Consider the following 26,313-nt stretch of genomic DNA (forward strand, 5'->3'; position numbering starts at 1 on the left):
TCCACCCAAACCGTGGCGAACCTCGCGGTAATGGGTATGGGGTTCAAGAATTTTTAAAGGAGGGGAAACGATGGCAAGCTTTACCCAGGAACTCTGGGCAAGCATTGAACCTATTTACCAGGCCATTCTCTCCCATCCCTTCCTCAAAGGCCTGGCCGATGGTTCCCTTCCCGAAGAAAAATTCCGCTTCTACGTTATTCAGGATGCCCTTTACCTTAGAGATTTTGCGCGAGCTCTGGCGGCAGCTGCCTCCCGTTCTCCCAAGGATGAATGGACGGAGTTTCTCTCCCGCCATGCCCGGGAAACCCTTGTAGCCGAGCGCGCCCTGCACGATAGTTTCTTCAAAGATTGGGGGCTCACCCCTGAACAGGTATACTCAACCCCTATAGCCCCTACAAACCTCGCCTATACCTCTTACCTCCTCAGGGTAGCCTACCTGGGCTCCTTCGAAGAAGCTGTGGCTTCACTTCTGCCGTGCGATTGGATTTACCTTATGGTAGGGAGGGAGCTGGAGAAAACTGGTTCTCCTCACCCCCTCTACAAGCGATGGATTGAGACCTATTCCTCCGAAGAATTCTCGGCCGTAGTGGAAGAGCTGCGGAAAATCGTGGAGACCGTTTCGGCGTGGGCAGGCCCTGAACTTCAGGGGATCATGAGGGCCCATTTCGTTACTACGAGCCGTTACGAATGGATGTTCTGGGATATGGCCTGGCGGATGGAAAGCTGGCCCATATAACCATAGGCTAACCGAACCCGCCTTTCTAAGGAGGCCTCCATGAAAGTCTATATCTCCTGCGACATGGAGGGTATTTCAGGAGTGGTAAACCCCGACCAGGTGGGGGAAAACAGGGAGGAATACAATCGTTTTCGCAAACTCATGACCCTTGAAGTCAACGCTGCTGTGGAGGGAGCGCTGGAAGGAGGCGCTACTGAAATCCTCATCAACGACGCCCATGGTTCTATGGATAACCTTCTGGTGGAAGAAATCCACCCCAGAGCCTGGCTCGTCAGCGGCTCCCCTAAACCCCTGGAAATGATGGAAGGCATAGATGGGAGCTTTGATATGGTCTTCTTCATCGGCTATCACTCCATGGCCGGGACTCACGCGGGCGTTATGGACCACACCTATATGGGCAGGGTTGTCTACAACGTTTACCTCAACGGAAAACTTATGGGAGAACTGGGGCTGAATTCGGCACTGGCCGGAACCTTCGGTGTTCCTGTGGGCCTGGTGACCGGAGACGATAAAGTTGTGGAAGAAGCCCGCCGCCTCCTGGGTGAAATTCAGACGGTGGTAGTCAAAGAGGCGGTGGGACGATACTCAGCCCGCTGCCTTCCCCCTGCTGAAGCCCGGGAAAGAATTAAGAAGGCTGCTACCGCTGCCCTTAAGCAAGGGGGTAAACTCTTCCGGCCGGAAGGCCCCTTCACCATCCGGGTAGAATTCATAAACAGTGCTTATGCCGACCTTGCTGAACTCATCCCCGAAGCGAAAAGGATAGATGCACGCACTCTGGAATTTACCCACCACGATTACCTAACCGTTTACAAAGCTTTCAGGGCCATGGTCGGGTTGGCGAGGATGGCGCTAAAATGAAATAAGATGCCTGAGGATAATTATTGCTGCTTCCTTATCCAGAGGCTCATTGTTGTTCCCACACTTCGGGCTCTGAATACAGGAGGGGCAACCGCTTTCGCAGGGGCAGCTTGCTACAAGTTCCAGAGTAACTTCCAAGAGGCGAGGCAGGAGCTCAAAACCCTTCTCAGCTATTCCCACCCCTCCGGGGAAAGCATCATATATGAAAATCTGAGCTTTACCGGTATCGGGGTGGCAGGGGGTTGAAAGCCCGCCTATATCCCACCGGTCGCACATGGCAAAGAGGGGGAGCATCCCTATAGAAGCGTGCTCTACAGCGTGAAGCCCCCCGTGCCAGTCCAGCCTTTTAGCTCTTACCTCCTCCAGCGCTCTGAAGGGAAGATCAAACCACAACCCTACTGTATCAAAGACTGAGGGTGGTAGGTCCAGAAATTCCACCCCGATAGTGGCTTCAGTATACTGGCGGATTTTCTTATAGGCGATGACCTGCTGGTAAACCCTCAGATGACCAAGGTAGGCCATCACTCCTTTTATTTCGCGATGTTTTACCGACTTTATTATGCTTACTTCATTTATCTCCCTAGGTTCGGTGTAATAATCCACATCTACAGGTTTGAGCAAAGCTACCCCTTCCTCCAGGTCAAGTTCGGTCACCAGATAGGTTTCCCCCTGATGCAGGTAAATGGCTCCGGGATGAGCACGATACGGCGCAGAGGAAGCTTCAATTTCCTCCAGAGTTATGCCCCGGCTTTCATCTATGAGGCGGACGCTTTTGCCTCCCACTGAGCGGAGGCTTACAAGTTCGGCTGGATAATTCCGGAGCACGTAGAAAAGGCGACCGTGGCGGTTTTGAAGGGCACCCTGTTTTTCCAGTTTATCCACTGCCTCACGATAGCCAGGCCCGAAGAGGCTTTCATCGGAGCTTTCCAGGGGACGTTCATAAGCCGCGCAGGCCAGGTGCTGTTCCAGGATATAAGGATTATCGGGGTCAATGAGAGCATGCTCGTGGCTTCTCCCAAAGAACTCCCGGGGATTACGCATGAAAAACTGATCCAGAGGATTGTCAAGGCCAATGAGGATGGTGAGAGCTTGCTTGACCCCTCTTCCTGCCCTGCCTGCCTGCTGCCAGGTACTGGCAATGGTCCCGGGGTATCCCACCAAGACGGTAGCGTCCAGGGAGCCTACGTCAATGCCCAGCTCAAGAGCATTGGTAGCAGTAACCCCCAGGAGTTTCCCTCCGAAAAGCTCGCGCTCAATCTGACGCCGTTCTTCGGGTAAGTAACCGGCCCGATAGGCCTTTATGAGAGGTATCAACTCAGGCGAATCGCGGGCAAGGATTTCCCGGGCATAGCGGAGTATAAGCTCGGCTACTTTGCGAGCCTTGGCAAACACTATGGTCCTTATGCCCTGCTTTACCATTTCCACAAAAAGGGCCGTAGCCTCAGAGTTAGGGCTGCGGCGGACGGTGCGAGCTATGTCAATGAATGGAGGGTTCCAGAAGACGAAATCCCTCGCCCCTCGGGGAGCTCCATCGTCCTCTATAACCGTGACAGGAAGCCCTATAAGTTCCTGAGCATGCTCCTGGGGATTTGCAATGGTGGCGGAGCAGAGGATGAAGATGGGATTAGACCCATAGAACCGGCAAAGGCGCCTCAACCTCCTCAACACGCAAGCCACCTGGGACCCGAAAACTCCGCGGTATACGTGGGCTTCGTCAATAACCACAAATTTAAGGTGAGTTAAAAATGAGCTCCAGAGATTGTGGTTTGGCAGGATTCCAACGTGAAGCATATCGGGGTTAGTAAGGATTATGGAAGCGGTTTTCCGCAGCCGGTTCCGGGCCGACTGAGGGGTATCTCCATCGTAGGTGCCAAAGGGTATTGGGCTGAAGCGAGTCAGTTCAACCAAGCTGCGGAGCTGGTCCTGAGCCAGGGCTTTGGTGGGAAAGAGGTAGAGGGCTCTGCTCCTACGGTCCTGAAGTATGGATTCCACAACCGGAATGTTATAGATAAGGGTTTTGCCGCTGGCGGTTCCGGTGGAAACAATTACGTTTTCCCCCCGTCTTATGGCATTTATAGCCTGAGCTTGATGGGAATAAAGGGCCTTTATCCCAATTTCTTCCAGGGCTTTCTGGACCAGAGGATGCAGGGGCTTATCAAGTTCTCCATAGCGGGGTTTTCGCTCCGGAATGCGTTCAATATGCACTATTTGCCCCCGGTAAAAGGGCGCTCTGGTTATCTGCTCCAGAAAAGAAGGCGAGTAAGGCATAGACTTTCACCTGTTCTCCAGCCCTTAAAGCCCCATAGATTAAGATAACACAAACGCAGCTCCGGAGCAATTTCCCGCTGAAAACCGGCGGTATACCTCGAGCGAAGCCAGACTATCAGCAGTTTCAGAGCCTCCAGGTTCATCTGAGGGAGAACTTTCGTCGCCCCGGAATGTTTGAATCAGGCCGTTGAGTTCTATTCGCAGCTATTTAACAACCCTTCCCCCGCTTTTGAAAGCCATGAGGGCGATGCCTGTCAGCAAAGAGGCAAGGGAAAGAATTTGAGACCAGAACCGCAAAGGGGTATCCTCAAAACGGAGAAGAACCCTGTGCTGGCCGTCGGGAACTTCCAGGGCGATAAGGCCATATTTGCCTTCTGGGCGAATGGGAACAGGCTTGCCGTCCACGTAAGCTCGCCACCCAGGGTAATAGTAGGTGTAAAAAAGGAGGGTGACTTCTCCTTCCGCTGTTACTTCCACTTCCTCCGACCTGCCCCCGTGTCTGAGGGGGATAACAGAACCGCGGCCTCTTATAATCTGAGCCTTGCGGAGGGTTTCACCTTTCAGGTACTGCTCTATGAGGGGCGATTCCTTCGGAAACTCCCGGGTCCAGGCTGTCATTCCGCGCATATCGGGGTAATCCAGCTCAAAGTCTATTACCGCCACCGGCTTTTCAGCCCTGGGGGAAAGCTCAGTATGCTGAGGGAGAGTGTACTCAAAAGAAGAAATTATCACCAGAAGGCTGAGCAAATGCTCCCTTTCCCCCAGCAACTCTCCCAGAAGCCCACCCACGAGGGAAAGGGATACCACCGCCAGGGCGAGAAATCGCCAGGGGAATTGCACCAAAGGGAACAGGGGGACTTTCTCCCAGATAAACATGGAAGCTGGAAGGGTCAGGAAAAGGGAGATAAGAGACCAGAGGGCCCAGAAAGCCAATCTTCCCCTGTTTTCCTTCAATCTCCACCCCAGCACCAGTGCCCCAACGCTGCTGCCCAGGAGCAAAATCCCAACCTGAAGGGGCATGCCATCTTCGGGGCCTGCCACAGCGTGGCCGTAACCCCACTCAGGGGCGAGGAGCTGAAAGAAGTAAACAAATTGCTCTCGGAAATTGTATTTGGCCATCATCCACTGCTCTTGAACGATGAACTTCCTTTCGGCCAGGGCTGGGATCCAGTAAGCTGCGCTAAACCCCAGGGAAAGAAGTCCCGCCAGGGAAGATGGGATAAAAGCCCGGAAATTCCTGCTCCTCAGCCCTTCGTAGAGCACAAAGGTCACCAACATCGGAAGAAATATTAAGGCTGTGATCTGGTGGGCAAGGATTATAGCTCCCAGAGAAAAGCCTGCCATCGCTACAGCTTTCGGACGGGGGTTCTCCATAAGGTGCTGGAAAGCCAGCAAGCCCAGAGGCATGAGGGAGAAGGCGAGGAATTCCGCCAGAGCACAGCGGACGTAAATATCCACCAGGTGGTAAGGGGCATAAGTGAAAAGGAGGGAGGAAACCAAGCCACCCCTTTCGCCCCACAGTTTCCGTCCCAAAAGGTACATCCCAATTGCCCCAAGCCAGAAGCTCAGGAGAAAGGTCAGCTTGATAGACCAGGTTACGCTCAGGCCCGCAAGGTGAAAAACCTCGGCTATAAAATAAGCCAGGGGAGCATAGAAAATGAAGAGGGGATAACCATAGCCCACGGCCTGGTCCACAGCCCAGCGTGGATACCACGCTCCATCCTTTAAGGCCTGATCAAATTCCACCAAGAAGAAAAGGGTGTGGCGGGCATCGTGGGCCTTCAGAAAATAGCCGGGAGCCAGAAGAGGCCACCAGGCAAAGGACGTGAGAAGGAGAACTAAAGCGATCCTGCGCATCGTCCTCTCCGTCTGAGCCATGCCCTCAGGAGCCAGACCCCACTGCAGAAAGCGACGCTTATCCATGTTATGGTGCATCCCAGTTTCCTCACGGGTGTATCCTCAAAACGCACCAGGACATAATGCAACCCTTTGGGGACTTTCACCGTTACCCTGCCCAGGGGACCATCTTCCGGAGCGATGGGGAGCTTTTTTACTATCCTGTATTTCTCGCCTTCTTTTTCCAGTAGGTAAGCGGTCCAGCCGGGGTAATAGAAAAGGTTGAGAGTAACAGTTAAATCTTCTCTTTCGGTCAGATAGCCGAACAGTTCGGAAGCTGTGCGCCATTCCAGGGTTGAAATCTGGGTATCTGGGGGGATGGAGGTATAATCTATGCGGGTTTTAACCTCAATCCCGGCTATGTGGAGGTCGGCAAAGGGGGACCAGCCTGGTATCTCTTTAACCCAGGCGGTAGAACCTGTCATCTCGTTAGAAGTGCGCTGAAAGCGCATCAAGCCTGCCAGGGATACGCCTCCTTCCGGGGGCTTCCCTGGCTCAGCTTTAATGTAAGGGTAACTGCCTGCAATGACCATAAGGCCAAGGAGCAGGGGCAGAAAAGGCCTGTTCCTCTCTTCTGCCAAGATGAGGGAGGAGAGAAAGGCCATGGAAAAAACCGGAATGAGAAGCCACCTCCAGGGAAATTGAGCGAACCGCACAAAGCTTACCTTTTCCCACAGAAGCGTGGAGGCATGAAGGGACAGGAAAACAGTGAGGGCTGTGGCCAGGAAAAAGAAGATGGCCTGAGCCCGAAGGCTTCCTTTCAACCGGGGAAGAACCAGGAGCGAGAGAACCGTCAGCCCGAAGGGAACGATCCCCAACTGAAATCCCAGATTATCGTTGGGCCCAGCCACACTTATGCCGAAGCCCCATCGGGGTGAAAAGAGCTGGAAAAAGTAAACAAAGTGGTCCTGATATCGGTAGTAACCCCCCATCCATTGGTCAGTCCGCACATATTTGAACTCAAAGAAAGCCGGAAGCCAGAAGAAAGCGCAGAGGGCAAGCCCTAAAAGCAAGCCAGAGGCAGGGGGTATGGAAACATGGATGAACTCTCCAGAGCCCATGATGGCATAGGGGAGAGAGAACCGCTCGCGAGGGAATCCACTGAAAGCCTTCAAGCCCGTCAGAAGGAGCAGGTAAAGGGCCAGCATGGGCGTAACCACCAGGGCCACCAGATTGCTGGTAAAGAGAAGCAGGGCATAGGCAATGGCTGTCCCAGCTACGGCGTTCCAGCGGGGCCTTTCCACGCTTTCGTAAATACCCCAGAAAACCAGGGGAATGAAGACCATAGAGACCGCCTCGGCCAGGGCTGCCCGAACGTAGAGGTCAAAGATGTGGTAGGGAGCGTAGAGGTAAACCATTGCGCCCAAGAAAGCTGCCCCCGGGCCCATCACCTTTCTCAGGAACAGATACATGGCTGAACCCGAAAGGAGGATGGAAAGGCCGAAAACAATTTCAACCGATGTTGGGATATCAAAACCCAGGAGGTGAAAGAGCTCTCCCAGGTAAGAAGACAGGGGACCGTAAATGTTGAAGAAAGGGTAACCGTAGCCAAAAGCAAAGTCCGGCGACCACCTCGGGTAGAGAAGGCCATCTTTGATGGAGCGGTCCAGCTCAAAGATGAAGAAAACGTTGTGGCGGGCATCGTGAGCGTTCCAGAAATAACCGGGCATGAAGAGAGGACCCATGAGGGGTATGGCGAAAAGGAAGGTAAGGATAAGGTAAGGTTCAACGCTTCGGCGCATTTCTCCCCATCCAGAGCCAGAGAATTGCTATTCCCAGCAAAGTAGCGATAGTGCCCGAAAGCCCTCCCTCAGGGCCGAAGGCTCCTCCCGAAAGGATGAAATTTCCGGAGCGGATTTCCAAATTCAGGATGCTGGGAAACGCGATGCCACTCACGGGGAAGCCAAAGACAGGCCCCTGGAAATAATTCCAGGAAAAATGCAGGACCGTGGGAAGCCACAGGTTGCGGGTCAAAAGGTAAGCTACCGCAAAAAGCACTCCTGCAAGAGCAATATTGATAAAAGCAAGCCGTGAAAAATGAGGGTTGAGGAAGTGAAAGAGGGAGAAGATAATGGAGGAAACGGCCACCGCCCAGGCAGTTCCAAAAGCTTCCTCCAAGTTCTGCAGGAAATACCCACGGAAGGCCAATTCTTCGTTCAAAGCAGCGGTAAGCAGGAAAAAGAAAGAGAGGACAAGGACCTGAAGGGCTTGCGACAAAGGAAGAATTTGACCCACCGCAGCCCATCCGAGCGAAACGTGTAGAGCAAAAACCAGGGCCATAAGGAAAAATCCCAGAGCTAACCCAAGGCCTGCATCCGGTAACAACCTTCTGCCCACCTCAAAGCCGAGGCTTCTAAAACTTTTGCCGTCCACAAAACGCCTCATAACGAAAACCAGAACCACCAGGGCTCCTGTAATCACCAGTTCCAGCCCGATTAGAAAGACCGAAGGAGGGCGAATCTCGGGAATCCTGCGAGTTGGGAGGTAAAAAGCAAGGATAAAGGCCGCTCCCGTGGCGGTTTGTGTAATAATGTATAGAGGCAGGAAGAGGAAAGCCCGCCACCCAGGGTGAAGCCTGCCGTCTTTCAGTAAAAACCTCTGCCAGCTCATCGTCGCTTCCCCTCCAGAAGTTCCTGGTAAAAATCCAGCACTTTGCGGGTCATCTCCTCCACCGAAAAGGAGCGGGCGTAAAGACGAGCCTTCTCGCCCATCTGGAAACGAAGGGGCTCGTTCTCCAGCAAAAACTTTACAGCTCTGGCCAGGGCTTCCGGATCGCGTGGGGGGACCACAAGCCCGGTTTCTCCATCTCTATTTATCCAGGAGGTTCCGGTTCCCAGTTCGGTGGAAATGACAGGTTTGCCGGCCGCCATCGCTTCTATAAGGACTGTGCCAAAGGCCTCGCTCCGGTGAGAAGCGGGCAGGACGAAAAGGTCGCAGGCATGGTAAAAAGCGGGAAGCTTCTCATCCTCCACTTCGCCCAGGAAAAAGACTTTCCCATCAAGCCCCATTTCCGATGAAAGCTTTTTCCACGCCTTCCCCATCGGCCCCGAACCCACGATCAGGAGTCTGGCTTCCAGATTTCTCATAGCCTCCAGGAGGTAGGGGATGCCCTTGTAGTAGCGGAGCTTGCCCACGAAAAGGATAAGAGGATGACCGTAGCGATGGCGGATAGCGGACACCTCCTCTTCGGAAGCGGAGGCAAAGCGTTCCACTTCTACTCCGAGAGGGATCACAGCACATTTTTCCCGGAAAAGCTGCAGAAAGGGCGAAGAATCCAGGTAACGGGGACTTGTGACAATGATGCCATCAATTCGGCTGAGGATGCGCAGAAGGAGGGGATAGTAAAGAGCCAGGATAAACCTCTGTCGAACTACATCGCTGTGGTAGGTTAAGACAGAAATTTTCCCCCGTCCTCTGAGAAAGTTGGCCACTTCTCCCGGGGGGTAAGGGAAATGGAGATGCACAACTTGCGCCGGAATTTTCCCCATAAGGCGGAAGAAGGAGATACTCAATGGGGTTGAGGCAACATGAGCCAGGCGTGCTGCCTTTATAACCCTGACCCCTTCCCGTAGCTCTTCCACAGTCTTGGGCTTAAGGTTCGTAACCAGCACCGTTACATCGTGGCCGCTGCGGGCCTGTTCCCGGGCCAGAAGGCGTATGTGATTTTCTATCCCCCCAGTGACGGGAAAATAATCCTTGTAGACGTGAAGGATACGCATGGCTTAACTGGTGAGCCCTTCGGCCAATTTCTCCCAATCAAAATGGGGACCGGGGTCCGGCTTAGTATCATCCAGAGCGCAATGCCCCAGGATTCCCCTGAAAGAAGCTAAAACGCCCGCATCCTGATGGTAATTTCCTGGTCCTTCGGGAGGATAATTGGGAGGTATGGAGTGCTTCTGGCAGAGGTAACGGATGAGCTTTATCAGGGTCTGGTACTGCGCTTCGGTGTAAGGCTCCCAGTAACTTTCCCCAAACTCTAGGACTTCACCCTGATAAAGCTTCCCATTCCAGGTCAAAAAGCCCCCATTGGTTTTCCTGAGGGACCCCCAGTTATCTATCTCAATTCCGATGCTTCTCTGGTTGGGGCGGATTATCCTGGCCCTCTCCTCTCGCTTCCGGTTCTCTTCCACCGATAGGCCGGGCCTTGGGGGTATACCTGCATGCCAGGCGGTATCTTCATCTCTGACAAACTGGTAAATCGTGCCATCCCTGGCCACAAGATAGTGAGCACTGGTCTTCGATCGCGGATTCTTGAACCAGGAGATGGTGCTTTCAACGCTTCCCCCTGCTGTATAATGCAGGACAATGAGGTCTATCGGGTTGCCTCCTCTTCCAGGGGTGAAGTTGGGGGTTGGCCCAGCATGGACTATGGGAGGAGCTTCTATTTCAGGGATAGGAGGCAGGGTGATGCCCAAAATTTGAGCCAGGAGCCTGCGCTCCTCCAGGGTTAACCCGGTCAAGGATTCCACTGGAGGGCCTGAATAGAACTCATAGCGCTTGTTGACCAGGTGGGTGAGGCCTGCCCTCTTGAGCAGAGCCCAACCGTTTTCCCCGCGGCTCTCGGCCAACTTGTAAATCGCATTGATGAGATCCTGGTTCGTAAAGGGATGTGGGATGGCTTCTTCGGGTATTTCCAGGGTATATTCCCCAGGGGTGAGCTTCTCCGGGGGGCCATATTTCTCCCTCAGAAGTTCAAGGTATTTCTGGACTTCCTCGGGAGTAAATCCCTGAGCTTTCAGAAGCTCCTCAGCGCTGGGAATCTTGATAGTTATAATCTTAAGGGGCATTTTTCCCTCCGGGGCAGGTTATAAACAAGCCATCTCTTCTGGCCAGTCCAGCATCATAACCTTAACTCTGGAGCCAGCCTCAGCTTTTTTCCAATCTTCGGGGATTATGGCCAAGCCGTTGGCTTTGACCATGGAAGTGAGAATGCCTGAACCTTGCTCTCCTGTAAGGCGAGCGTACCATTCATTACCTCTTTTTTCCACTGTAACCCTTACGAAATGCCTGCGCTCATCTTTACTGGTTATTTCGTCCAGGAGGATGGCTTCAATAGTGGGCTTTTCCAGGCATGTTTTGCCCTGCATCTTCAGGATGGCAGGCCTGGCAAACAGTTCAAAGGACACCATCACCGAGACAGGGTTCCCCGGAAGGCCCAGAAGGGGTACCTTACCGCCTAAGATTCCAAACGCAATGGGTTTGCCCGGCTTCATCCTTACCTGCCAGAACGTGATTTCTCCTTCCACAGCAAGGACCTCTTTGACCAGATCGAAGTCCCCTACTGAAACCCCTCCTGAGGTCAGAATCAAATCTGCGCCCCTCTCAATCCCTTCCCACAGTTTAGCCGCCAGCTCCTCTCTCCGGTCCCTTGCGATTCCAAGAATTATCGGTATCCCGCCGTATTTCACAACCTGAGCTGCGTTGGAATAAGTATTAGTGTTGCGGATCTTTCCGGGGCCTGGAGTTTCATCCAGATCCACCAGCTCATCCCCTGTAGCCAGAATAGCCACTCTGGGCCTGCGGATAACTTTGACCCTCTTTTTCCCGAGGGCTGCCAGCATGCCTATCTCAGCAGGCCTTATGACCGAGCCTCTGCGGAGCTTGAGCTCGCCCTTTTTGACGTCCTCTCCAGCCCTGCGGATTTCAGCCCCGGGCTTTACCTCTTTCATGACGTAAACCACGTCCCCTTCACGGCGTGTATCTTCAAAGCGGATTACCGCATCGGCCCCTGGAGGTATGGGAGCACCAGTCATTATGCGGATAGCGGTTCCTGGCTCCACGGTCTTCTCACTTATGTACCCTGCAGGGACTTCGTGGATAATGCGTAAAGGACGGGGGTTTTGGGGAGAAGCCCCTCTCGTATCTTCAGCCCTCACAGCATACCCATCCATAGCACTGTTATCAAGAGGGGGTATATCCATATCGGCGAACACATCTTCTGCCAACACCCGGCCCAGAGAATCCAGCAGCTCCACCTCTTCAGGCTCAAGGGGATGGAACATAGAGAGGACTTTTTCCAGTGCTTCCTCAACACTAAGCATGGGATAAAAGGCCTCCATAACGTTTTCCCCCAGAATTTTTTGTCATTATACCAGAGGCAAGGGAAAGCGCCAAGAAATGACCAACTCCGGCCCCCGAGGGACTCTCACCGCCTCAGCGCTCCGAAGCCCGCGGCCCCCACCAATCCAGCACATGTTCGCTGACGAAATCGTAGCGAAATTCCAGGGAGCCCAAAACCTCTGGCAACAAAGGCTTTTGCCCGGAACCATCGGACTTCATCACATACACTTCCCATTTCCCATTGCGGTCGGTTAAAAACACGATGAATTTGCCATCCGGGGACCAAGCAGGAGCCACGCTATTGTATGGTTTCTCCAGAAGACCAGGGGCGGTAAGTCTGGTCCTTCTTGTTCCATCGGCATTAACCGTGTAAATTTCCCAGTGGTCGTGCTGGTGGTGCATGAAGGCCAGACGTGTGCCATCAGGGCTCCATACAGGATAAGTATCGTCAGGGTCATCGGTAAGCTTATAAGCTCTGGTGCCGTCAGCTGAGACCACAACAATGCCTGTATCGCCATCGTAGGCTATGAGCCGACCATCGGGAGACCAGGAAGGAGAAAAGCTGTGGTCATCGCAGGGCAACTCGTGGAATCTGCCCGTAGCGGGCTCCACAACCCCAAGCTTCCAGAAGGGGTCGGCCGGAATGGTGAAACATCGCCCCATATAGCATCGGGTCTCTTCAGGCTTACCGCCGTGCTGGCGGGTGAAGACTATTTTATCTCCATCGGGAGACCAATCGGGGGATTTGGCATGGGGATGAATGAAGACAGGCCATTCCTGAAAGTTTTCCAGGTCAAGAACCCATATCCCCTTGCGGTCTCCCTCCCATCGGGCAAAAGCGATGCGTTTACCATCGGGGGAAAAGGAGGGGTCCATGCCTGCTGTTATCCTTTTAAGCTCCATGGTGGTCAGGTTGAGGATGTAGATATCACCTCCGCTGGAAAGCTGGAAAACCAGCTTACCGGTGAAGGGAGGAATGGGCGTTGCAGTAGGAGTTGGGGAAGGGGGAAGGGGCGGAACCTCGGCTACGGGGATGGCCTCTATAGGGCCTGGGAAATCAAGGTAAGAAGCAGCTGCCCAGCCTTCCAGACCTTCTTCTGTAACCACTTTTAACCAGAACCCCCTTTCGTCCCTTCCCATTACCTTTACTTTCTGCTGATATTTCAATCCCGCCACAATGGGATAAAGGGCATCTGGACCTGAACGCAGGGCCAGGCTTTTCACCTTTACCAGCGCTACAGGCTCGGGCGTTGGGAAGGGGGTAAAAGTGGGACTTGGAGCAGGGGTCGGGGTTTGTGTGGGAGTAGCTGTAAAAGTAGGAGAAGGAAGGGCAGGAAGAGTAGGAACAAAAGTTGGGAGAGGAGTGGGGGTCGGGGTGCACCCCCAGAGGAGCAAAAGCAGGGCTAAAGTTGCCATCGATCGTTTCATCTGCATCCTCCTTTTAGCCCTCCGGGCTATTCTCCTGGTATTTTAAACCCTGCTGGACAGCCAGGCAAGGCGAAAAACTCTTTGCATTAAAATCACGAAACTTTTATAATTACCTTTGGAGGGTAAAAATGGAGAGAGACCTCAAGACCAAAGGGGTGCAGCCTCCGGAAACCCGTCCCTATTCCACCTTAGAGCCTGGCACTCTTCTCCAGGGGCGCTACGAAATACTGGAAGTCCTCGGGGTCGGGGGCATGGGGGCTGTGTACAAAGCCAGAGATAGGCGCTTTGAAGGGGTTGAAAGGATCTGTGCTGTTAAGGAAATTTTTTCTGAGCTTTCCCCTTCTGTTCATCAGGAAAGTGTGGCCAGTTTCAACCGGGAAGCCCAGATTTTGGTCAGCTTGAACCATCCTGCCATCCCCAAAGTTTACGACTATTTCACCGAAGGCCAGCGGAGCTACCTCGTGATGGAGTTCGTGGAAGGGAAAGACCTGGAAACAATTTTGCAGGAAACCCCCTCTTTTATTCCTCTGGACACAGTAGTGGACTGGGCCCTTCAGCTCTGCGATGTCCTCCATTACCTGCACAACCACAAGCCGAACCCCATAGTCTTCAGGGACCTCAAGCCTTCCAATATAATGCTTACCCACCAGGGAAGAATAATGCTCGTGGACTTCGGAATCGCCAGAGTTTTTCAGAAGGGACTAAGGGGCACTATGGTGGGGACCGAGGGATATGCCCCTCCTGAACAGTACCGTGGGGTGGTGGACCCAAGGAGCGACATTTATTCTCTGGGTGCTACCTTACATCACCTTCTGACCAGGGTAGATCCCAGGACCGAGCCTCCGTTCTCTTTCCACGAGCGGCCCATAAGGGCCATAAACCCCCTGGTTCCACCCGCTCTGGAAGCAGTCATTATGAAAGCCTTGGAATACGAGATGGATAAGCGCTTTTCCTCGGCCGAAGAGATGAAGGCGGCCATAATAAAAGCTCTGGGCGGCAGAAAGCCCCTGACAGTACCAATATTCCAGAAGGAAGAGGTCCAGGAAGTTAAACCCCTCTGGGTTTTCCAGTGTGAGGATGAAGTTCGCTCTTCCCCTGCAGTAGCTGCTGGTGCTGTCTACATCGGCTCTTACGATTACAATCTCTATGCCCTGGATGCCACAACAGGCAAAATGCTCTGGAAATACCCCACCAAAGGGGGTGTGGTTTCCACGCCCTTCCTTTGGAGGAGGATGGTTTTCTTCGGTTCAGAAGACGGCAACCTCTATGCCCTTGACCTCTCTTCCGGGCGAACATTATGGGTTTTCTCCACCGCAGGTAAAGTCCGGTCTTCCCCCAAAGTCTACGGAGAGCTCGTATTTTTCGGTTCCGATGATGGCAATTTCTACGCTGTGGAGGCAACTTCAGGCAGGCTGAAATGGTTTTTCACTACCGGAGCAGCGATAAGGTCCTCCCCGGCCCTGTTTCAGGATAGGATAATTTTCGGCTCAGATGACGGCTTCATTTACGCCCTGAAAGTGGCCGATGGCTACCCCATCTGGCGTCACTATTGTGGGAGGAGGGTGGTTTCCTCGCCTGTGGTTTCTGAAAACCTCTTCTTTATCGGAGGCTTTGATTTTTACGTCTATGCCTTCAATGCCCTATCGGGGTGGGTAGTGTGGCGCTACAAGACCCGAAAACCCGTTGTTTCCACACCCGCTGTGGTTGAAAATACCGTCTATATCGGCTCTGCGGACGGCCACCTCTATGCCTTCAGAGCGGAAGACGGCAAGCTCCTCTGGAAATACGCTACCGGTGATCAAGTTGTCTCCTCCCCGAAGGTGGAAGAAGAAAGGGTTTACTTCGGTTCTGTAGATGGTTTTGTATATTGCCTGAGCGCTTCAAAAGGGGAGTTGCTCTGGCGCTTCCTAACCGGAGGGCCAGTAGTTTCTTCAGCCGCTCTGGCAGGAGGTGTGGTATACATAGGTTCCTGCGACGGCAAACTTTACGCTTTGCCTTCTATCCCTTCCCAAGGAGTTTAAAAAGTGGCGGAAAGATTCAGGCCCGATTATTACCAGACACTGGAAGTATCACCTTTCGCCTCTCAGGAAGAAATAGAGAGGGCTTACAGGCGTCTGGTGAAGGAGTACCATCCTGATGTCCTCAAGGCCTTTAAAACCGCCTTCCTCTTTCGCCAGCTTCAGGAGGCCTATGAGGTCCTCAGGGATCCCGAACGCCGTAAGGTTTACGACGAATGGCTTAAATCTCAAGGCCTTTACCCCGAAAGAATCTTCTGGGTTGAAGTTCTTCTAAGCCATAGGGCTTTGCCCCCGTTGTCCGAAGCTCAGGCCTGGTACGTCCTTTTCACCCTGCACGCTGAAAGCAATCATGTGGTACCGCCAAAGCCCATCAATCTCTGTTTGCTCATAGATACAAGCACTTCCATGAAAGGACCGAAGCTGGAAAGTGCCGTTAAAGCCGCTGAACTGGTCCTGCGAAACTTGAAGAAAGAAGACACTTTAGCAGTGGTTAGCTTCAACGATAGAGCAACGGTGGTCCTGCCGGCCTCCCATCAATATGACCCCAGGAAGGCCCTTTCTTTACTGAAGAAAATGAAAGCCGAGGGGGGCACGGAGATGTCCTACGGTATTTCTGCCGGCCTTTCGGAGCTTTCCAGAGCTGGCAAAACAAAGGAAAACATAAACCACATGATCCTTCTTACCGACGGTAACACTTACGGCGATGAGGAAGAGTGTATAAGGCTTGCCAGAGAAGCTAAAGCCAGAGGGATATCAATAACGACCATTGGCCTTGGCACGGCCTGGAACGAAGAGCTTCTGGAAACCATAGCCCAAGCAAGTGGGGGAATGAGCCTTTACATCCCTGGGCCTAAAGAGTTACCCAGAGCCTTTCAGGAGAGGGTTGAAGCTTTAGCCAGGGCTCTTTCCTCCTTCTTCGGGAAAATTGAAACCTCACATGTATCATTGAAAGGCTTGTTCCGCCTGGACCCTCAAACGAGCAGGGTGACGGTGGACGATAGCCCCTTCTTCCTGGGCCCCTTCAGTGGGTCAATCCGCCTGCTGGCAGAGCTCGTGGTGCCACCGCTCCCGGTTGGAGAGCATTCCGTCCTCAGGTGGGAATTTACGGATGTAAAAGGTGAATTCTCAGCCCGTGGAGAGATTTTCCTCGCCATACTGGAGGGAACCGGAGAGCAGGCGATACCCCATGAAATCCTCACAGCAGCCGGGCAGGTAGCTATTTTCAAGCTCAGGGAAAAGGCATGGCAGGAAATAAAAACGGGGAAAACGGCAAAAGCAAGCGGCAGTCTCCTGCTCCTGGCCAGGCGCCTGGAAAGCATAGGGGAAAAAGAGCTGGCCCTCCTGGCCCGAAAGGAAGCCCAGATGCTTCCTGAAGTGGGAGGCCTCTCGCCTGAGGGACGCAAAAGGCTTTACTACGGCACAAGGCTTTTAGCTCTAAAGCCCCCGGAGGAGAAATGATCCGTTGCCCTGCCTGCGGAGCAGAGAATTTGCCCAATACCCTTTTCTGCGAAGAATGCGGTGAACCCCTTATGCACGGGGGGAAACTCAGCGTCAGGATAGTTTCCCTGACGGAAGGATGGGAGGTAAAATTGCCAATAGAAAGTGAGATAATCATCGGCAGAGCGGACCCGTCAGCGGGTTTCAGGCCCCATCTTGATTTATCCGATAGGGGAGGGCTTGAAAAAGGGGTTTCCAGAAGACACCTTCGCCTTTTTCGGCAGGGCAAAAGGGTTTATGCTGAAGACCTGGGCAGTTATAACGGCTCCTTCATCAATAACAGCCGCCTTCTGCCCTTTGCCCCTCAAGTCATCGCTTCAGGGGATGAGCTGCGCCTGGGAGGAGAAATCTTGAAAATTTATCTGGAGGAGGGGTGAGAGCTATGGCCTATACCGTGGTAATCCACCTGGTTGGGGAGGAACCAATAATGGCGGAAATGGAAAAACTGCCTGATCCATCAGATAACTGCGTTATCTGTACTGGTGTCCGCAGAAGGGATGGGAAACCTGTGGAGTACGTGGAAGCCAATGTAGATATAGTCATATTTCCTTGGCACAGGATAAGCGTCATAGAAGTTCTGCCTTCAGTGGAAGAGGAAGTGGTGGAATTTTTCAGGGAATAGAGAGGCGGAAGCCGTGTCCCCTCACCGTTTCAATGAATTTTGTATCGGGGTCAAGGGAAGCCAGGCGCTCCCTAAGCCTGTGGACGACGGCATCTATAGCCTGGTCTGTTATGCCACCTCTGGCTTCTGGCCAGAGGGTTTGGGCTATTTCTTCGCGCGTAACGACACGCCCTGAGGCATCGTATAAAAGTTCCAGAAGGCGAAACTGAAGAGGTGAAAGGGGTGGGGTTAATTCCTTACCCTTTACCCATACTTTACGGGAAACTTTATCTAACCTTAAAAGAGGTTCGCTTTCAATGGTAACAGGTGCAGTTGCTCCAGCGTCCACGAACAGAAGCTTGAAGGCAAACGCTATAGCTATCTCATCGCCGTCCCTCAAAGTGTGGGGTGCGGACAGGGGAATGCCGTTGACAAAGGTGCCATTTTTGCTTCCCAGATCTTCCAGGACGAAATCTTTTCCCTGGCGAGTTATACGAGCGTGGAAGCGTGAAACCCGGCGGTCAAAGAGGGGGATATCGCAGGACTCGTGGCGACCTATAGTTATCACCTCCTGCTTTAATTCCCAGCGTTTCCCCCGTTCTGGCCCTTCCGTTAAGATTAAAATTGGCCCTTCCCAATGGGCAGGAGGTTCGTAGTCTTCGGACATGTTAGAGCTGGCCAAACCCCTTACCCCTGGAACCATTTTACGCTCCCGTTACAAAATATTGGAACTGATCGGGAGAGGAGGGATGGGCTCGGTTTATAGAGCCGAAGACCTCCTTCTCAGAGGGCGTTTTTGCGCCATCAAGGAAATAATTCCCCACCTCGCTCAGGATCCGAAAGCCATAGAAGAACTGAAAGGTCAATTCTATCAGGAAGCCAGCGTTCTGGCTCGCCTTGACCACCCCAACCTCCCCAAAGTTTCTGATTATTTCACCGAGGGCGATAGAGAGTACCTTGTTATGGATTTTGTCCCTGGTAAGGACCTGAAAACCATTGTAAACGAAGCAAGGGCAGCGGGCAAATTCCTGGATGAAGAGATAGTGCTTAAATGGGCCGAGCAACTTTGCTCTGCCCTGGAATACCTCCATAACCAGAGCCCACCCATCCTTCACCGGGACATAAAACCCTCTAACATAAAACTCACTCCCGCAGGAACTGTTAAACTTGTGGATTTTGGCCTTGTAAAGCTCCTTTACTCCGATGAAGAGAGAACCATAACAGTGCTGGAAGGGAGAGGAACCTTACCTTATACTCCTCTTGAGCAATACGCAGGGGAATCGGGCACAACGGATACCCGCTCAGACATTTACTCGCTCGGGGCAACCCTCTACCATCTCCTTACCGGTCAGCCGCCCCCTGATGCTAAGATGCGTTTCCTGAAGCCGGGATCCCTTATTCCACCCCGGAAGATAAATCCTGCAGTTTCACCCCACGTGGAAAAAGCTATCCTTTGGGCTATGGAGCTCCACCCTGATAACCGCCCACCTGATGTGCGAACTTTCGCCTCTGCCCTCCTGGGCCCATATAAAGGGGAGCCTGGAGAAAAGGAGGAGAAATGGGCTGATGCTCTTATAGCCAACTGGCCCTTTATCCTTCTGGCTTTGCTTCTGACTCTGGTGGCTCTTTTTTTGAGCCTCTCCTTCTGATCATTCCCCCTCCCAGGGCCGCTAAACCCAGCATAAACATAACGGTCCTTATCCCCAGAAAGTCAGCCATGCTTCCGCTGAAAAGCATGATCCCTATTGAAGAGATATTCACCACCAGATATTGAGTGGAGAAAACCCTTCCTCTCAAGTTGGCGGGAGGTCTTTCCTGAAGTAGAGTTTTAGCGGGCACGAAAATCAGAGCCATCCCTGCCCCGCAGGCCATAGCCGAAAGGCTCAAGAAACCAGGGAGTTTTCCTCCAAAAAGGGCCATTGCCGAGATAGAGGCTCCAAGGCCCAGAAGGCCATAGCATATCCAATCCTCATGAACCAGGAAGCGGGAACAGCGGTTCAAAAGAAGTAACCCCACCACAAAGCCTATCCCAACAGGTATCACCACAAGCGGAAATCTTGAAGCATCCCACCCCATCGTCCTGTAGATAAACCCGGGCAGGAGAGTGGAGATAGAAAGCATTATGAGGGTGGTGAGGCTCAACTGAAAGACAGCGGTTCTGGTTAGCCTATCCTTAGCGATCCATTCCCACCCATATTTTAGTTCTTCCCAGAAATTCATCTTTGCCGCAGTAACAGGATCATGGGCCCCCTTAGGGAGAAGGAAAGCATTAATCGCAGCTATAACTGAGAAGACCAGGGCTACGAGGGGGACGTTCTGAAGGCCCAGAAATTTTATGAGCACAGGGCCCAGCAGGAGAGCACCTGTTCCCTGGGCTACAACAGAACTGATCTGGAAAACCGAGTTGGCCCTGATGAGATCCCTGCGCCTGACCAGTGCCGGGAGGAGGGCTGCTTCTGCGGGGGAGATAAACTGGTTTAAAACCGATAGAAAGACATTAACAAGATAGGCAGAAAGCAAAAGCGGGAATCCCTTTAAAAATCGCAGAGCCAGGAAGAAAAGCCCCGCTACTGTGCCCTTGAACAGATGCGCAAGCACCAGAGTTACTCGTCGGTTAAACCTATCCACAAGAGGTCCAGCCACCAGGCTGGCTATGGTTCCAGGCACCGTTATAGTTAAAATAACAACACCTGTTTGGAGGCTGGAGCGGGTTTCAAGCTCTACCAGAACCACCGTATTCAGGTTGAGCGCATAAACTGCTGAAAGGGAGAGGAACTGGGCAGCCAGAAGTCGCGCAAAAGAGATATTTTTAAAAAGCGAAAGAGCTTCTACCATGGCCTGGTTCCTCCAGCTAATGATACCACACCCCGGATAAGGCAGGCAAAGTCTTTTTCCACGAAGGTGGTGAATCTGAGAGCGAAAATCAGGCGAACATAGACTAATCTTGTCCTGGGAAGTGCACTATGGCGGCTGTTATTCCCCGCTTGCCTGACTTGGAAAAGAACCAATCGAAAGACCGGAGGCCTGTCCCCACTAAAGTAGAAGTCCACCGCTGCCGACCTTGTTAAGCACTGCCCTTGAGGAGTCGCGCGGGCAAATCAAGGGCATCTGAGAGCGACCTTGTGAACAACAGTGCCTGAGCTTGATAGAGGCACACTGCTGGATGGCGAGACGTTCTGGAATGGCCGAAGAAAGGGGAGCTTCAGGAAGTTGAAGGAAGTGGAAAATCATGGTATACTTTCCCCAAAAAGAGGAGATGAAGATGAAATGGAGCATCTGGCGGCCTTTCTTTTCCTTTTGGTCCTTTTTCTCTTTGCAGCTAAAGCAATGAGCTGGCTCTTCATAAGGTTGCATCTTCCGGCCATCTTGGGAGAACTTCTTGCCGGAATTATCCTTGGGCCAAGCTTGCTGAATGTGCTTCACCAGCCCTTCTTCAGCCACGAAGAGTTTTTCCCCATAATAATGGCTCTCGCCGAATTAGGTGTAATACTTCTCATGGGAATAGCCGGTATAGAAATTGAGCTGGAAGAATTCCTCAAAACCAGAAAAGTAGCCCTTTTAGCTGGAGCCCTGGGCTTCTTCCTCACCATGACCACAGGGACGGTAATAGCTTACCTGTTCCGTCAACCCTTTATACCCTCTCTTTATCTGGGGCTTACCCTCAGCGTTACCAGTGTGGGCATTTCTGCCCAAACTCTCCTGGAGCTAAAGAGGCTCAATACTCGAGAAGGTATGGGCCTTTTGGGTGCAGCGGTAGTGGATGACATACTGGCTTTGCTCGGGCTGGCAGTCTTTACAAGCCTTATAGTCCAGGCGGGCAACAATTTCAGCGTTGTGTTTTCTTTAGCAAGGGCATTGCTTTACATAGTTGTGGCCTTTTTCCTGGCTCGCTGGCTCATCCCTGCTATCTCCAGATGGGTTCAGCGTCAGCCCCTGGGTGAGAGCATTGCTTCTTTAGCCTTTGTCACTTTCTTTCTTTTCTCGGGAATAGCAGAGGAATGGGGAGGGCTGGCAGCCATCACGGGAGCTTTCATCGCTGGTTTGGGATTCGGAGCATCCCCCATAAGGCATTCTGTAGTGGAAAAACTTCGTCCTATAGCTTACGGCTTTCTGACACCTTTGTTCTTCATCAGTATAGGATTAAGGGCTGATGCACGGGGATTTTCACCTCAAATAGCAGCTTTGTATTTATCGCTTGCCCTGGGAGTGATGCTTTCCAAAATTCTGGGGTGTGGCCTGGGCGCCTGGGCTGGTGGTTTTTCGCCTTCTGAAGCCTTTAAGCTGGGGATTGGGATGATGCCTCAGGGAGAAGTGGCTTTAATCCTGGCCTCTTTAGGGCTTACAGCGGGCTATATGGAGCCCAACAACTTCGTGGCAGTTATCGGCGTGATCCTGACCACGGTCCTCCTGACGCCCATTCTGCTCCGGATAGCTTTTGAACCGCCGGCCTTTTTAAAGGAGGCTTTCAGAAAGCGAAAAATAGAAGAACAACCTGCTTCGGAGGGATAATTTATGCCTAAATGTGTTGTCCTTATCATGACCAAGCTTGACAGGCTTTACGATGTTATCCGGGCTTGGGAAAACCTTGGGATACCAAGCCTCACCATGGTGAATACAATGGGGATGGCTTCTCTTAAGACCTGGGTTGGAAGAGAAGATGTCCCCCTTATCCCTTCCATCCGTTCAATTTTAGAGTGTGAAGAGCTGACCTTTTCCCATCGGACTATCTTTTCAGTGGTTCCAGACGATTTTGATGTGGAGAAATTGATAGAGGAGACGGAAAAAATTACAGGTTCGCTTGACGAACCTGAAACAGGCTTCTTCTTCGTGTTTCCGGTTCTGATGGCGCGGGGACTGAAGAAAAAGAGCTGAAAAGTTTTCCCTCAGGCCCGCTTTTCCCAAAAGGCGAAGAATTAAAACTTAGCCTGGTTTGCTTTTTCGAGCTCTTCTGGTATAATTAATAAAAACACAAAAGCGATGATGGAGACGAGTAGGCAGGAGGTACCGCTCAGAGAGCCCGGGGAAGGTGGAAGCCGGGTGTGGGAGGCCTGCTGAAAATCCCTCCGGAGCTGCCAGCCGAAAGCCAGGAACAAACCTGGTCAGTAGACCTGGCCGGATTCGCCGCCCGTTATAAGCGGCGGGGGTATGAAGGTACCCCTCAGGAGCGGGCTATCCTTAGCCAATAAGGGTGGTACCGCGGGAGTGAGAAGCTCCCGTCCCTTAAGACGGGAGCTTTTCGTTTATCAGGACCTAAGAGGAGGAAGCTTGACTTTCAAAATAGAACCGGATTGGGAAGGAGAAGCTCATTACACCATAATCTTTGACGGAGGGAGCGAGGGAAATCCTGGCCCCGGTTACGGAAGCTATGCCATAATCACTAAAACAGGCCGGAAAAGGTTTTATCGTCTCACTTTCGGGGAAATGTCCTCCAACGAGGCAGAATACAGAGCCTTAGCTTCCGCACTGTCTGAACTGATAAGCATTATAGAGGGAGCTGGCAGAAGTCCTGAGGAATTCACACTGGAAGTGCAGGGCGACAGTGCTCTGGTCATAAATCAGGTCTTGGGGTTGTGGAAAGCGCGGGAGCAAAACCTAAAAGAGCTCCGGGATGAAGTCCGCAGGCTCCTCGGCCGCTTTAAGGCCTGGAGGCTCGTCAAAGTTCCAAGAACCCAGGTCAAGAAAAAGTTAGGACATTAAATCCAAAAGGGAGGTGGGTATGGCTTTTAAAGAAGTATCCCCAAAAGTCAATCTTCCCCAGATGGAAGAAGAAGTGCTGCGCTTTTGGAAGGAGCATGGAATCTTTGAAAAAAGCCTTGAAAAACGCAAGGATGCCCCCCGCTACGTATTCTACGAAGGACCACCTACCGCCAATGGCCTTCCAGGAGTCCACCACGTCCTGGCCAGAGTGTTCAAGGATCTGTTCCCCCGCTATAAAACCATGAAAGGATATTACTGCTTGAGGAAAGGAGGATGGGATACCCATGGCCTTCCTGTGGAGCTGGAAATTGAAAAAGAGCTCGGCTTCACATCCAAGAGCCAAATAGAAGAGTTCGGCATTGCCGAATTCAACCGCCTCTGTAAGGAAAGCGTGTTCCGCTATGTGAAAGAGTGGGAAGAGCTCACTGACCGCATCGGCTTCTGGATTGACATGAAAAACGCCTACATAACCTTGAGCAACGAATTCATAGAATCGGTCTGGTGGATTTTGAAACAATTCTGGGACAAAGGCCTCATTTACAAAGGTTATAAATCCGTGCCCTATTGCCCCCGCTGCGGGACACCCCTTTCCGACCATGAGGTGGCTCTGGGCTACAAAGAGGTAGAAGATCCATCTATCTACGTGCTCTTCCCCCTCAGAGATGAGCCGGGCACTTATTTTCTGGCCTGGACCACAACCCCCTGGACCCTTCCGGGCAACGCCGCTCTGGCCATTCATCCGGAAGTAGAATATGTTGCAGTGGAACAAGTTAGGGACGGGAAAACCGAGCGTTATATCCTGGCCAAACCCCTTGTGGGAGATGTAATCCGTGGTGAATACCGTGTTGTCCGGACATTCCATCCCCAGGAGCTGGCCAGAAAATACTATATCCCCCTTTACTCCTTCCTACCCCTGGATAAAGATGCCCATTACGTGCTCCTGGCTGATTTTGTCAACATTGAAGAGGGAACTGGCATAGTCCATATCGCCCCCGCTTTCGGCGCCGAAGACCTGGAAGTGGGCCAGAAGTACGACCTGCCTATAATTCAAACCGTAGATCCTGACGGTCGGATGGTTGAAGCCGTTACTCCCTGGAAAGGCCTTTTCGTGAAAGAGGCAGACCCCCTCATCATTAAGGACCTGGAGGAAAGAGGGCTCCTTTACCGCCGGGAACTTTACACTCACACTTACCCCTTCTGCTGGCGGTGCGGGACACCTCTGCTTTACTATGCTCACCCCACCTGGTTCATCCAGACTACCCGCTACCGTGACCTTATGGTTTCCCTTAACAAGAAGATAAACTGGGTGCCAGAGCACATAAGGGACGGTCGGTTTGGCAACTGGCTTGAGAACAACATTGACTGGGCTTTGAGCCGGAACCGCTACTGGGGAACACCTCTGCCCATTTGGGTTTGCGAAGGTTGCGAGGATATGACCTTTATCGGAAGCTACAAAGAACTTAGGGATAGAGTGGAAAGTTCCGGCTACACCTGGCCTGACCCTTGGGATCCCCACAGACCTTATGTGGACCAGGTGGTTTTCCATTGTGAAAGGTGCGGTGGTCTGAAGCGCCGCGTCCCCGAAGTAATTGACTGCTGGTTTGATTCGGGAGCTATGCCTGTGGCTCAATGGCATTATCCCTTTGAGAACCAAGAAATCTTTGAGGATCAGTTTCCGGCCGATTACATCTGCGAAGCTGTGGATCAGACCCGAGGCTGGTTCTACAGCCTCCATGCTATCTCCACCATGCTCTTTGAAAACCTTTGCTTCAAAAACGTAATCTGCCTGGGCCTCATTCTGGACGAGAAAGGCGAGAAGATGTCCAAATCTAAAGGGAACGTAGTTGACCCTTGGTCAGTCATAAACCAGTATGGGGCTGATGCAGTGCGCTGGTATCTTTTCACCGCTGCCCCGCCTGGTCAGGAACGCCGCTTCTCCCAGGCCCTAGTGGGTGAAGTGGTGAGTAAATTCATGCTCACCCTCTGGAACTCCTATGCTTTCTTCGTAACCTATGCCAACATAGACGGTTTCAACCCACGGGAAAACTATGTGCCTCCGGCCGAAAGAGCATCCCTGGACCGCTGGATCCTTTCCGAATTGAACCTCCTGGTCAAGAACACTACCGAAGCTATGGAACGTTACGACGTACCAGGGGCTGCCAGGCCTATAGAGGACTTCGTGGACAATCTTTCCAACTGGTATATCCGGCGGAGCCGCCGCCGCTTCTGGAAGAGCGAAGCCGACCAGGACAAGCTCTCCGCCTATCATACCCTTTATGAAACCCTGGTAACCCTGTCCAAACTCCTGGCGCCTTTTACTCCCTTCATAGCCGAGGAAATCTACCGCAACCTGGTCCTGAATGTTGACCCTTCCGCGCCTGAAAGCGTCCATCTCTGCGACTATCCGGTGGCTGATGAAAGCCTCATAGAGCAGGACCTTATGGTTGATACTCGTCTGGCAATGCGGCTGGCAAGCCTGGGGCTGGCAGCCCGCAACAAGGCCCGCATTAAAGTCCGCCAGCCTCTGGAAAAAGTGCTGATCAAAGTGCGCTCGGAAGAGGAAAAGGCCAGGGTCCTGCGGATAGCAGATCAGCTCCAGGACGAGCTTAACGTCAAAGAGGTGGAGCTTATTGATGATGAGACCACGGTTACTTCCTACCGACTGGACACGGTGCCTGAACTTCTGGGCAAAAAACTCGGCAGCCTCTACCCCAGAGTAAGAGAACACCTGCAAACCATCACCGATCCTCAGGTAGCTCGCAGGCTCCTTGCGGGTCTCCCGGTAGAAATTGAACTGCCTGAAGGCTCCTTCACCCTTTCTCCAGAAGAAGTTACAGTGGAGCTGGTGGACAAAGAAGGTTATGCCTCGGCCTTTGAAGCTGGCTACCTGGTGGCTGTCACCACGACTATAACCCCTCAGCTCCGGAGGGAAGGCCTGGCCAGAGAACTGGTGAGGCGCATCCAGAATATGCGCAAAGAGGCTGATTTCCGCATCGAGGATCGCATCTACACCTTCTACCAAGCAGGACCAGAGCTGCGGGAAGTTCTCATTCTCTTCGCTGATTACATAAAGAGGGAGACCCTTTCCCTGGAACTCATAGAAGGAGCACCGGAAGAGGGAGCATACACTTCAACTTTCGAACTGGAGGTAGACAAGGGCCTCAAAGAGAAGATCACCCTGGGAGTAAAGCAGGTCCGCTGAATTTCGCACCTATGACTTCAGGGGGTGGGAGTGCATTTCATTCCCACCCCCT

The 26,313-nt window shown here is 52.5% G+C and carries 21 protein-coding genes and 1 other annotated feature; of the genes, 11 read left to right on the top strand and 10 right to left on the bottom strand.

Annotated elements, in window-relative coordinates; genetic code table 11:
* Positions 1 to 70 precede the first annotated feature (70 nt).
* A complete protein-coding gene (gene tenA, locus NZ653_01990; protein ID MCS7285902.1) occupies positions 71 to 736 on the top strand; it encodes a thiaminase II in 666 nt (221 codons plus the stop codon).
* 39 nt (positions 737 to 775) lie between these two features.
* Complete coding sequence (locus NZ653_01995; protein ID MCS7285903.1) at positions 776 to 1,594, top strand: M55 family metallopeptidase; 819 nt, start codon at positions 776 to 778, stop codon at positions 1,592 to 1,594.
* On the opposite strand, the gene NZ653_02000 is transcribed toward NZ653_01995, so the two are convergent.
* From NZ653_02000 to NZ653_02035, 8 genes are all read right to left on the bottom strand, one after another.
* The gene (locus NZ653_02000) at positions 1,586 to 3,862 is read right to left on the bottom strand and encodes a DEAD/DEAH box helicase (protein MCS7285904.1); all 2,277 of its coding nucleotides are present in this window, start codon (positions 3,860 to 3,862) and stop codon (positions 1,586 to 1,588) included. The genes NZ653_01995 and NZ653_02000 overlap by 9 nt on opposite strands.
* A 204-nt stretch (positions 3,863 to 4,066) precedes the next feature.
* Entirely contained in the window at positions 4,067 to 5,719 is a 1,653-nt protein-coding gene (locus NZ653_02005; GenBank protein MCS7285905.1) for a 6-pyruvoyl-tetrahydropterin synthase-related protein, read from the bottom strand.
* A complete protein-coding gene (locus NZ653_02010; GenBank protein ID MCS7285906.1) occupies positions 5,701 to 7,500 on the bottom strand; it encodes a glycosyltransferase family 39 protein in 1,800 nt (599 codons plus the stop codon). Before NZ653_02010 ends, NZ653_02005 begins: the two co-directional genes overlap by 19 nt.
* A complete protein-coding gene (locus NZ653_02015) occupies positions 7,484 to 8,368 on the bottom strand; it encodes a CPBP family intramembrane metalloprotease (protein MCS7285907.1) in 885 nt (294 codons plus the stop codon). Before NZ653_02015 ends, NZ653_02010 begins: the two co-directional genes overlap by 17 nt.
* Positions 8,365 to 9,477 (bottom strand): glycosyltransferase, encoded by a 1,113-nt coding sequence (locus tag NZ653_02020; GenBank protein MCS7285908.1) that lies wholly within the window; start codon positions 9,475 to 9,477, stop codon positions 8,365 to 8,367. Before NZ653_02020 ends, NZ653_02015 begins: the two co-directional genes overlap by 4 nt.
* 3 nt (positions 9,478 to 9,480) lie before the next feature.
* Positions 9,481 to 10,545, bottom strand: coding sequence for an N-acetylmuramoyl-L-alanine amidase (locus tag NZ653_02025; protein ID MCS7285909.1), 1,065 nt, complete (start codon positions 10,543 to 10,545; stop codon positions 9,481 to 9,483).
* A gap of 18 nt (positions 10,546 to 10,563) precedes the next feature.
* Positions 10,564 to 11,817, bottom strand: a complete 1,254-nt coding sequence (locus NZ653_02030) for a molybdopterin molybdotransferase MoeA (protein MCS7285910.1) — start codon at positions 11,815 to 11,817, stop codon at positions 10,564 to 10,566.
* Positions 11,818 to 11,911: 94 nt separating this feature from the next.
* Positions 11,912 to 13,246: an SH3 domain-containing protein gene (locus NZ653_02035; protein ID MCS7285911.1), complete on the bottom strand. Its 1,335-nt coding sequence runs from the start codon at positions 13,244 to 13,246 to the stop codon at positions 11,912 to 11,914.
* A gap of 128 nt (positions 13,247 to 13,374) precedes the next feature.
* Between NZ653_02035 and NZ653_02040 the strand changes: the two genes are divergently transcribed.
* Genes NZ653_02040 through NZ653_02055 form a run of 4 tightly spaced genes read left to right on the top strand, consistent with a single transcriptional unit; the run spans position 13,375 to position 17,383 of the window.
* Positions 13,375 to 15,267 (top strand): serine/threonine-protein kinase, encoded by a 1,893-nt coding sequence (locus NZ653_02040; protein MCS7285912.1) that lies wholly within the window; start codon positions 13,375 to 13,377, stop codon positions 15,265 to 15,267.
* Positions 15,268 to 15,270: 3 nt separating this feature from the next.
* The gene (locus NZ653_02045) at positions 15,271 to 16,722 is read left to right on the top strand and encodes a VWA domain-containing protein (protein ID MCS7285913.1); all 1,452 of its coding nucleotides are present in this window, start codon (positions 15,271 to 15,273) and stop codon (positions 16,720 to 16,722) included.
* Entirely contained in the window at positions 16,719 to 17,138 is a 420-nt protein-coding gene (locus NZ653_02050; GenBank protein ID MCS7285914.1) for an FHA domain-containing protein, read from the top strand. Before NZ653_02045 ends, NZ653_02050 begins: the two co-directional genes overlap by 4 nt.
* A 5-nt stretch (positions 17,139 to 17,143) precedes the next feature.
* Positions 17,144 to 17,383: a hypothetical protein gene (locus tag NZ653_02055; GenBank protein MCS7285915.1), complete on the top strand. Its 240-nt coding sequence runs from the start codon at positions 17,144 to 17,146 to the stop codon at positions 17,381 to 17,383.
* Here NZ653_02055 and NZ653_02060 read toward each other — a convergent pair.
* Complete coding sequence (locus NZ653_02060; GenBank protein MCS7285916.1) at positions 17,373 to 18,065, bottom strand: FHA domain-containing protein; 693 nt, start codon at positions 18,063 to 18,065, stop codon at positions 17,373 to 17,375. The two genes, NZ653_02055 and NZ653_02060, sit on opposite strands and share 11 nt — an antisense overlap.
* On the opposite strand from NZ653_02060, the gene NZ653_02065 reads away from it, so the two are divergent.
* Positions 18,028 to 19,011, top strand: a complete 984-nt coding sequence (locus tag NZ653_02065) for a serine/threonine protein kinase (GenBank protein ID MCS7285917.1) — start codon at positions 18,028 to 18,030, stop codon at positions 19,009 to 19,011. The two genes, NZ653_02060 and NZ653_02065, sit on opposite strands and share 38 nt — an antisense overlap.
* Here the strand turns inward: NZ653_02065 and NZ653_02070 are convergent.
* The gene (locus NZ653_02070; protein ID MCS7285918.1) at positions 18,953 to 20,197 is read right to left on the bottom strand and encodes an MFS transporter; all 1,245 of its coding nucleotides are present in this window, start codon (positions 20,195 to 20,197) and stop codon (positions 18,953 to 18,955) included. The genes NZ653_02065 and NZ653_02070 overlap by 59 nt on opposite strands.
* 384 nt (positions 20,198 to 20,581) lie before the next feature.
* Here NZ653_02070 and NZ653_02075 point away from each other — a divergent pair, with 384 nt between their 5' ends.
* The 4 genes from NZ653_02075 to ileS all read left to right on the top strand — a co-directional run bounded on the left by NZ653_02075 (position 20,582) and on the right by ileS (position 26,261).
* Positions 20,582 to 21,871 (top strand): cation:proton antiporter, encoded by a 1,290-nt coding sequence (locus NZ653_02075; GenBank protein MCS7285919.1) that lies wholly within the window; start codon positions 20,582 to 20,584, stop codon positions 21,869 to 21,871.
* A gap of 3 nt (positions 21,872 to 21,874) precedes the next feature.
* Entirely contained in the window at positions 21,875 to 22,234 is a 360-nt protein-coding gene (locus NZ653_02080; GenBank protein MCS7285920.1) for a hypothetical protein, read from the top strand.
* A gap of 96 nt (positions 22,235 to 22,330) precedes the next feature.
* Positions 22,331 to 22,586, top strand: a binding site (T-box leader).
* A 41-nt stretch (positions 22,587 to 22,627) separates the two neighbouring features.
* Positions 22,628 to 23,059, top strand: coding sequence for a ribonuclease HI family protein (locus NZ653_02085; GenBank protein ID MCS7285921.1), 432 nt, complete (start codon positions 22,628 to 22,630; stop codon positions 23,057 to 23,059).
* Between the two features lie 19 nt (positions 23,060 to 23,078).
* Positions 23,079 to 26,261 carry an isoleucine--tRNA ligase gene (gene ileS / locus NZ653_02090; GenBank protein MCS7285922.1) on the top strand — a complete coding sequence of 1,061 codons (3,183 nt, stop codon included), beginning with the start codon at positions 23,079 to 23,081 and terminating at the stop codon, positions 26,259 to 26,261.
* Positions 26,262 to 26,313 lie beyond the last annotated feature (52 nt).

The organism is Anaerolineae bacterium (assembly GCA_025062375.1).
In the GTDB taxonomy this organism is placed as follows: Bacteria; Chloroflexota; Anaerolineae; order SpSt-600; family SpSt-600; genus SpSt-600.